The following is a 7,624-nucleotide window of genomic DNA, read 5'->3' as shown; positions in this document are numbered from 1 at the left end:
GGCGTGGTCACGGAAGTGATCGCCGTTTCCTGCGGCGTCACGCAATGCCAGGAGACGCTGCGCACGGCGATGGCGATCGGTGCGGACCGCGCGATCCTGGTGGAGACTGCCGAAGAGCTGCAGCCGCTGGCCGTGGCCAAGATCCTGAAGGCCCTGGTGGACAAGGAGCAGCCGCAACTGGTCATCCTGGGCAAGCAGGCGATCGACGACGACTCCAACCAGACCGGCCAGATGCTGGCGGCGCTGGCGGACCTGCCGCAGGCGACCTTCGCCTCGAAGGTGGAAGTGAATGGCGACAAGGTGAACGTGACGCGCGAGGTCGATGGCGGCCTGGAGACGCTGGCGCTCACGCTGCCGGCGATCGTCACGACCGACCTGCGCCTGAACGAGCCGCGCTACGTGACGCTGCCCAACATCATGAAGGCCAAGAAGAAGCAGCTGGACACCGTCAAGCCCGAGGACCTGGGCGTGGACGTGAAGCCGCGGCTGAAGACCCTGAAGGTGACCGAGCCCCCGAAGCGCGGCGCGGGCGTGAAGGTGCCGGACGTCGCCACGCTGGTGGACAAGCTCAAGAACGAAGCGAAGGTGATTTGACCCCCCTGAGCCGCTACGCGTCATCCCCCCAGGGGGACGACACCCTCGGTGCGGGGCGGCCCTTCCTCGGTGTCCCTCGCATCGGCCGCGCCAGAACTGAAAGCCGCGGGCGATACAGGTACCCCTGACATTCAAGAGAAAGACGACTGAAATGACCTCTCTCGTTATTGCAGAACACGACAACGCTTCGATCAAGCCCGCCACGCTCAACACCGTCACGGCGGCTGCCGCCTGCGGCGGTGACGTGCACGTGCTGGTGGCCGGCCAGGGCGCCGAAGCCGCAGCCCAGGCGGCCGCGCAGATCGCGGGGGTCTCCAAGGTCATCCTGGCCGACGGCGAGAGCCTGAAGGACGGGCTGGCCGAGAACGTGGCCGCCCAGGTGCTGGCCATCGCATCCAACTACAGCCACATCCTGTTCCCGGCCACGGCCGGCGGCAAGAACGTGGCCCCGCGCGTGGCGGCGAAGCTGGACGTCGCGCAGATCAGCGACATCACCAAGGTGGACGGCCCGGACACCTTCGAGCGCCCGATCTACGCGGGCAACGCGATCGCCACGGTGCAGAGCAGCGACAGCGTGAAGGTGATCACGGTGCGCACCACGGGCTTCGACGCCGCGGCGGCCACGGGTGGCTCGGCGGCGGTGGAGAAGGCAGATGCGGCTGTGGATTCGGGCAAGAGCCAGTTCGTGGGCCGCGAGGTCACCAAGAGCGACCGGCCCGAACTCACGGCGGCCAAGATCATCGTCTCGGGCGGCCGGGCGCTGGGCAGTGCGGAGAAGTTCAACGAGGTGATGACGCCGCTGGCGGACAAGCTGGGCGCTGCGATCGGCGCGAGCCGCGCGGCGGTGGATGCGGGCTACGCGCCGAACGACCTGCAGGTGGGGCAGACGGGCAAGATCGTGGCGCCGCAGCTCTACATCGCGGCGGGGATCTCGGGCGCGATCCAGCACTTGGCGGGCATGAAGGACTCCAAGGTGATCGTGGCGATCAACAAGGATGCCGAGGCGCCGATCTTCAGCGTGGCCGACTACGGGCTGGAGGCGGATCTGTTCACCGCCGTGCCTGAACTGGCGGGCCGGCTCTGAGAGCCGCCAACACGACCCTTCTGGCGTCGTTGCCGCATCTTGTCGTACTACTTGTACTGCCTGCGATACGGCGCCTGGCCAGAACCGCTTCGCTGGGTCGTGTCAACGGCTCCAATGCGCGTGCCAGCGCGCCCGTCCTGAACGCAAGAAAGGTTTCACCATGAATGCAGTCCCTGAAGCATCCAGCGTGCGCAGCCAGGTCACGCCCGAGGAATGGCAGACCCGCGTCGAATTGGCCGCCGCCTACCGGCTGGTGGCCCATTTCGGCTGGGACGATCTGATCTTCACGCACATCTCGGCGCGCGTGCCGGGCCAGCCGGACCAGTTCCTCATCAACCCCTACGGCATGCTGTTCGACGAGATCACGGCCTCCAGCCTGGTCAAGGTGGACCACCACGGCGAGCCCGTCATGGCGACGGAGTACGACGTGAACCCGGCGGGCTTCCTGATCCACAGCGCGATCCACGATGGCCGGCCCGAAGTGCAGTGCGTGCTGCACACCCACACGCAGTACGGCGTGGCGGTATCGGCGCAGGAAGGTGGCTTGCTGCCGATCTCGCAGCAGTCCATCTTTCCGCTCGCGCGGCTGGCCTACCACGGCTACGAGGGCGTGGCGCTGCGCGACGACGAGCGGCCGCGGCTCGTGGCCGACCTGGGGGACGCCAGCTTCCTGATCCTGCGCAACCACGGCCTGCTGACCTGCGGGCGCAGCGTGCCCGAGGCCCTGCTGTCGATGTACACGCTCGAATCGGCCTGCCGCATCCAGATCCTGGCGCAGGCCGGTGGCGGCGCGCTCACGCGCATTCCCGACGAGATCGTGGCCACCTCGGTCGAGCAGTCGCGCCAGGTGACCAAGGGCAAGGGCGCGGGCCTGGCCTGGCCGGGGCTGCTGCGCCGACTGGACCGCATCGATCCGGGCTACCGGAACTGACCGGGCGGCGCCCCGCAGATACCACGACAGGAGACAGACCGCATGACCTTCACTTCCTCGCGCCGCGCCTTCCTGCACGCCGGCACGGCCCTCGCGGCCGGGGCCGCGCTGCCCCTGGCACCGGCCCGTGCGCAGGGCACCTGGCCCACCAAGCCGATCCGCATCGTCGTGCCCTACACGGCGGGCGGCTTCACCGACCAGATGGCGCGGCTGCTGCAGGTCGGCCTGCAGCAGCGCCTGGGCCAGCCCGTGGTCGTGGACAACAAGCCCGGCGCCAACGGCATCATCGGGGTGGACGCCGTGGCCAAGGCCGCGCCGGACGGCCACACCTTCGGCGTGTTCATCGCCGCCTATGCCGCCAACACCACGCTCTACCCCAAGCTGCCCTACGACCCGAAGAAGGACCTGACGGGCGTCTCGCTGATGGGCGTGTCGCCGCTGGTGGCCGCCGTGTCGATGAACGCGCCCTTCAAGACGATGGCCGAACTGGTCGCCTACGGCCGCGCGAACCCCGGCAAGATCAGCTATGCCTCGTCGGGCAGCGGCTCGGCCGCGCACCTCACGTCGGAGCTGATGCGCATGGTCACCGGGGTGGAGATGGTGCACGTGCCGTACAAGGGCGCATCGCCCGCGCTGGCCGACCTCATGGGCGGGCAGGTGCCGCTCTTCCTCGACCCGCCGCCCAACCTGATCCAGCCCGCCAAGGCCGGCAAGATCCGCCTCATCGGCGTGGCCAGCGACAAGCGCGTGCCCGCGCTGCCCGACGTTCCCACCTTCGCCGAACTGGGCTATCCGGCGCTGGTCGGCAGCACCTGGGCCGCGATGCTGGCGCCCGCCGGCACGCCGCCCGACATCGTGCAGCGCATGTCCGGCGAGGTGGCGCGCATCATCCGCAGCCCGGAGGTGTCGCAGCGGCTGGAGCAGGCCATGGGCACCTTCCCCGAGGGGTCGTCGCCGCAGGAATGCAACGCTTTCATCGCGGCGGAGACCGCCAAGTGGGCCAAGGTGATCCAGGAGGCCGGCGTGGTGGTGTAATGGGGCCGCCCGGAGCCCCGCCGGGGGAATGCGCCGCTGCTGCCGGCCCGCAGCCGGAGGCTTTCCCTCGCAGCGGCCGGTGCAGGCGTCCGCTTCGCTCAACCACGTACCGTCCGCCATGACCCTGAACCACACCCGTCTTTCCCTGCGCCTGGCGATCGCCTTCGGCATCGTCTGCCTCGTCATGTCGCTCGCCGCCGGGGTCGGCATATGGCGCTTGATGCAGCTCCAGGACATCGCGGACGACCTGGGGGGCGAGTCGTCCGAGCGGGCGCTGCTGGCCCGCGAACTCCATTCCATCGTGGTGCTGAGTTCGGCACGCGCCGAGGCGCTGCTCGAAGTCGGCAGCCCCGAATACACCGCCCGGGTGGACGCGGACCGCAAGCAGACCTCCGCACGCTCCACCGAAGTCCGCAAGCGGCTCGAAGCGCTGGCCGAGGATGCGGAGTCCCGGCGCATCTTCAAGGACATCGACACCGCCGGCAATGGCTTCCGCGCCGCGCGGGACGACCTCGTCAAGCGCCGCCGCTCCGGAGAGACGCTGCCGTCCGACGCCGTGGGCAAGCTGCTGCGGCCCGCGGCCGACCGCTATGCGGCCGCCGTGGAAGAGATGGCCGACTACCAGCGCAAGCGCGTGGCCGAGGCCCGCGCCCGGGCCGAGGCGAGCGAGCAGCAGGGCATCGTGCTGCTCGTGGGCGGCTCCCTGCTGGGACTGCTGCTGAGCCTGGGCTGCGCCCTGCTGCTCTCGCGCTCCATCCTCGTGCCGCTGGCACGGGCGTCTTCCGTATCCGACCGCATCGCCGAGGGCGACCTGACATCGTCCGTCCCGCCTGTGGAGGCCGGCAACCGCGACGAGGTGCGCGCGCTGCTGGAGCGCCTGGGCGGCATGCAGCAGCGTCTCGCGGGCCTGGTGGTGGGCATGCGGCAGGCGAGCGCCTCGGTGGCGGGGGCCAGCGCGGAGATCGCGGCGGGCAACTCCGATCTTTCCGCGCGCACCGAGCACACGGCCTCCAACCTGGAGGAGATCGCCGCGAGCATGGAAGAGCTGATCGCCACCGTGCGCCATAGCGCCGACGCGGCGCAGCAGGCGAGCGCCCTGGCCGCCACCGCCAGCGATGTCGCGCGGCGCGGTCGCGACGCCGTCGGCCAGGTGGTCTCCACCATGGACGGCATCGCCCAGGCCTCCCGCAGGATCGCCGACATCACCGGCGTGATCGACGGCATCGCCTTCCAGACCAACATCCTCGCCCTCAACGCCGCGGTGGAAGCCGCCCGGGCCGGCGAACAGGGACGCGGCTTCGCCGTCGTCGCGGCGGAGGTGCGCAGCCTCGCGCAGCGCTCGGCCACGGCCGCCCGCGAAATCGGCGCCCTCATCGGCGACAGCGTGCGGCAGGTGGGCGAGGGCACGCAGCAGGTGCATGCGGCAGGCAGCACCATGGGCGAGATCGTGGGCTCCGTGGAGCAGGTGGCGACCATCGTCGGCGAGATCAGCACCTCCGCGCGCGAACAGAGCACCGGCCTGGGGCAGGTGGGCGAGGCCGTGAGCCAGCTCGACCAGATGACGCAGCAGAACGCGGCCCTGGTGGAGGAATCCTCCGCCGCGGCCCAGGGCCTGCGCATGCAGGCGCAGCAGCTGGCCGACCTCGTGGCCGCCTTCCGGCTGCCCGAGGGCGCGCCCGGCCAGGCGCCGGGGCTGCTGCGCTGAAGACGGCCGCGCGGGCGGCTTCGTCCATCTTTCCTTTTCTTTACACGGCGGTTGTCGGCGGAAGGGATACGGCCGCGTTCAATGGGCATGCGTTTTCCTTCCCGATGGAGCCCAACGATGCCTTTCACCCATCCCGCATCCCCTGGCCGAGCATCCGGCCGCATCCGCGCCGCAGGCGCCCTGGCGATCCTCGCAGCCGCAGCCCTGTCCGGCTGTGTCGTGGCGCCGCCCCGGCAGGTCGTGGTCGAGCAGCAGGGGGCCGTGGTGGTCGCCCCCACCGCGCCCCCGGCACCGTACGTGGAGACCGTGACCGTCGCCCCCTCGCCGGTCCATGTCTGGGTGGGTGGTTTCTGGGAATGGGGTGGAGGCCGCTACGTCTGGCGCCCGGGCCACTGGGCCGCGCCGCCGCGGCCGGGCTGGGTCTGGGTGCCCCACCGCTGGGAGCCGGGCCCGGGCGGCTGGCACATGCGGCCGGGGCACTGGGCGATGCGCTGATCCGCGCCGCAGGCGGCTCAGGGGGCAAGCATGCTTTTGGCTACAGCTTCACCGACCTTGATGCCGTCCACGCCGGCCGACAGGATGCCGCCCGCGTAGCTCGCGCCTTCGCCGGCGGGGTACAGGCCGGCGGTGTTCAGGCTCTGGAAGTCCTCGCCCCGGCCGATCTTGAGCGGTGACGAGGTGCGCGTTTCCACGCCCGTCAGCACGGCGTCGTGGCGGTCGAAGCCCTGGATCTTGCGGCCGAAGGCCGGCAGCGCTTCGCGCAGCGCGGCGATCGCATAGTCCGGCAGGGCGGCGTGCAGGTCCGCCAGGGTGACGCCGGGCCGGTACGAGGGTTCCACCTCGCCGAATTCGCGCGACACCTTGCCCGCGATGAAATCCCCGACCAGCTGGCCGGGTGCGTTGTAATTGCCGCCCCCGAGCGCGAACGCGCCGGATTCCAGCTGCCGCTGCAGCACGATGCCCGCGAGCGGATGGGCCTGGCCTGCGGGCAGGGCCTCGACGCCGTACGTGCCCCCCAGCGCCGCTTCGAAGGCGGCCGGGTCCGTGGGGTAATCGGCCGGATCGATTCCCACCACCATGCCGGCGTTGGCATTGCGCTCGTTGCGCGAATACTGGCTCATGCCGTTGGTCACCACGCGGCCGGGCTCGCTGGTGGCGGCCACCACCGTGCCCCCGGGGCACATGCAGAAGCTGTACACCGCGCGGCCGTTGCCGGCATGGTGCACGAGCTTGTAGTCGGCCGCGCCCAGCAGCGGGTGGCCGGCGTGCCGGCCCCAGCGCGCACGGTCGATCAGCCCCTGCGGATGCTCGATGCGAAAGCCCACCGAGAACGGCTTGGCCTCCATGTGCACGCCGCGCCCGTACAGCATCGCGAAGGTGTCGCGGGAGCTGTGGCCCAGGGCCATGACGACATGCGACGCTTCCAGCTCGTGGGCCTGGCCGGTGGCCTGGTCCAGCACGCGCAGGCCGCGCAGGTGCCGGCGGCCGGCGGCGTCGGTATCCACCGCGATGTCGGTCACGCGCTGCTGGAAGCGCACTTCGCCGCCCATGGCGATGATCTGCTCGCGCAGCGTCTCGACCACCTTCACCAGCTTGAAGGTGCCGATGTGCGGGTGTGCCGCGTAGAGGATCTCGGCCGGCGCGCCCGCCTGCACGAACTCCTCCATCACCTTGCGGCCGAGGTGGCGCGGGTCCTTGATCTGGCTGTAGAGCTTGCCGTCGCTGAACGTGCCCGCGCCGCCTTCGCCGAACTGCACGTTGGATTCGGGCTGCAGTTCGCGTCGGCGCCACAGGCCCCAGGTGTCCTGCGTGCGCTCGCGCACGGCCCGGCCGCGCTCCAGCACGATGGGACGCAGCCCCATCTGCGCCAGCACCAGCGCGGCGAAGATGCCGCAGGGGCCAAAGCCCACCACCACCGGGCGATCGCGCAGGCCGCCGGCCCGTGCATGGCCCACGGGCTTCCAGGCCATGTCGGGCGTGGGCTGGATGTGCGGGCGGCCCGCATGGCGCGCCAGCAGCATGGCTTCGTGGCCGGGATCGGCGAGGGCGACGTCCACGATGTAGACCGCCAGCAGCTCGGGCTTGCGCGCGTCGAAGCTGCGCTTGAAGACGTTCAGGTGGGCGATGTCGCCGGCAGGAAGGTCCAGGATGCGCGCGACGGCGGCGCGCAGCGCGGGCTCGGGATGTTGCGTGCCGTCGGCCGGCAGGGCGGCCAGCGGCAGCTTGATTTCAGACAGGCGGATCATGGGGCGTGCGGCCCGTGGTCATCGGGCGG

General features: G+C 70.8%; 7 protein-coding genes. 6 read left to right on the top strand and 1 reads right to left on the bottom strand.

All coding sequences use genetic code 11. The annotated features are described in order from the left end of the window. The 6 genes from T336_RS0113195 to T336_RS0113170 all read left to right on the top strand — a co-directional run. On the top strand, positions 1 to 594 hold a 594-nt coding region (locus T336_RS0113195; protein WP_026432905.1), incomplete at its 5' end, for an electron transfer flavoprotein subunit beta/FixA family protein. 151 nt (positions 595 to 745) lie between these two features. Continuing rightward, the gene (locus T336_RS0113190) at positions 746 to 1,678 is read left to right on the top strand and encodes an electron transfer flavoprotein subunit alpha/FixB family protein (protein ID WP_026432904.1); all 933 of its coding nucleotides are present in this window, start codon (positions 746 to 748) and stop codon (positions 1,676 to 1,678) included. 160 nt (positions 1,679 to 1,838) lie between these two features. After that, positions 1,839 to 2,609, top strand: a complete 771-nt coding sequence (locus tag T336_RS0113185; RefSeq protein ID WP_026432903.1) for a class II aldolase/adducin family protein — start codon at positions 1,839 to 1,841, stop codon at positions 2,607 to 2,609. Between the two features lie 42 nt (positions 2,610 to 2,651). Continuing rightward, positions 2,652 to 3,644: a tripartite tricarboxylate transporter substrate binding protein gene (locus T336_RS0113180; protein ID WP_026432902.1), complete on the top strand. Its 993-nt coding sequence runs from the start codon at positions 2,652 to 2,654 to the stop codon at positions 3,642 to 3,644. 118 nt (positions 3,645 to 3,762) lie between these two features. Further along, positions 3,763 to 5,349 (top strand): methyl-accepting chemotaxis protein, encoded by a 1,587-nt coding sequence (locus T336_RS0113175; protein WP_026432901.1) that lies wholly within the window; start codon positions 3,763 to 3,765, stop codon positions 5,347 to 5,349. A 117-nt stretch (positions 5,350 to 5,466) separates the two neighbouring features. Beyond that, a complete protein-coding gene (locus tag T336_RS0113170; protein WP_035225949.1) occupies positions 5,467 to 5,844 on the top strand; it encodes a YXWGXW repeat-containing protein in 378 nt (125 codons plus the stop codon). A gap of 17 nt (positions 5,845 to 5,861) precedes the next feature. Here T336_RS0113170 and T336_RS0113165 read toward each other — a convergent pair whose 3' ends face one another. Beyond that, entirely contained in the window at positions 5,862 to 7,595 is a 1,734-nt protein-coding gene (locus T336_RS0113165) for an NAD(P)/FAD-dependent oxidoreductase (RefSeq protein ID WP_026432899.1), read from the bottom strand. Positions 7,596 to 7,624 lie beyond the last annotated feature (29 nt).

The organism is Paracidovorax oryzae ATCC 19882, from assembly GCF_000687165.1.
In the GTDB taxonomy this organism is placed as follows: Bacteria; Pseudomonadota; Gammaproteobacteria; order Burkholderiales; family Burkholderiaceae_C; genus Paracidovorax; species Paracidovorax oryzae.
The sequence above is the reverse complement of the archived record's forward strand: the minus strand, read 5'-3'. Positions and strand labels throughout refer to the sequence as shown.

Coding starts and splice junctions, on each gene's coding strand:
- T336_RS0113170 (WP_035225949.1), top strand. CDS start 5,467: ATGCCTTTCACCCATCCCGCATCCCCTGGCCGAGCATCCGGCCGCATC.
- T336_RS0113185 (WP_026432903.1), top strand. CDS start 1,839: ATGAATGCAGTCCCTGAAGCATCCAGCGTGCGCAGCCAGGTCACGCCC.
- T336_RS0113175 (WP_026432901.1), top strand. CDS start 3,763: ATGACCCTGAACCACACCCGTCTTTCCCTGCGCCTGGCGATCGCCTTC.
- T336_RS0113190 (WP_026432904.1), top strand. CDS start 746: ATGACCTCTCTCGTTATTGCAGAACACGACAACGCTTCGATCAAGCCC.
- T336_RS0113180 (WP_026432902.1), top strand. CDS start 2,652: ATGACCTTCACTTCCTCGCGCCGCGCCTTCCTGCACGCCGGCACGGCC.
- T336_RS0113165 (WP_026432899.1), bottom strand. CDS start 7,595: ATGATCCGCCTGTCTGAAATCAAGCTGCCGCTGGCCGCCCTGCCGGCC.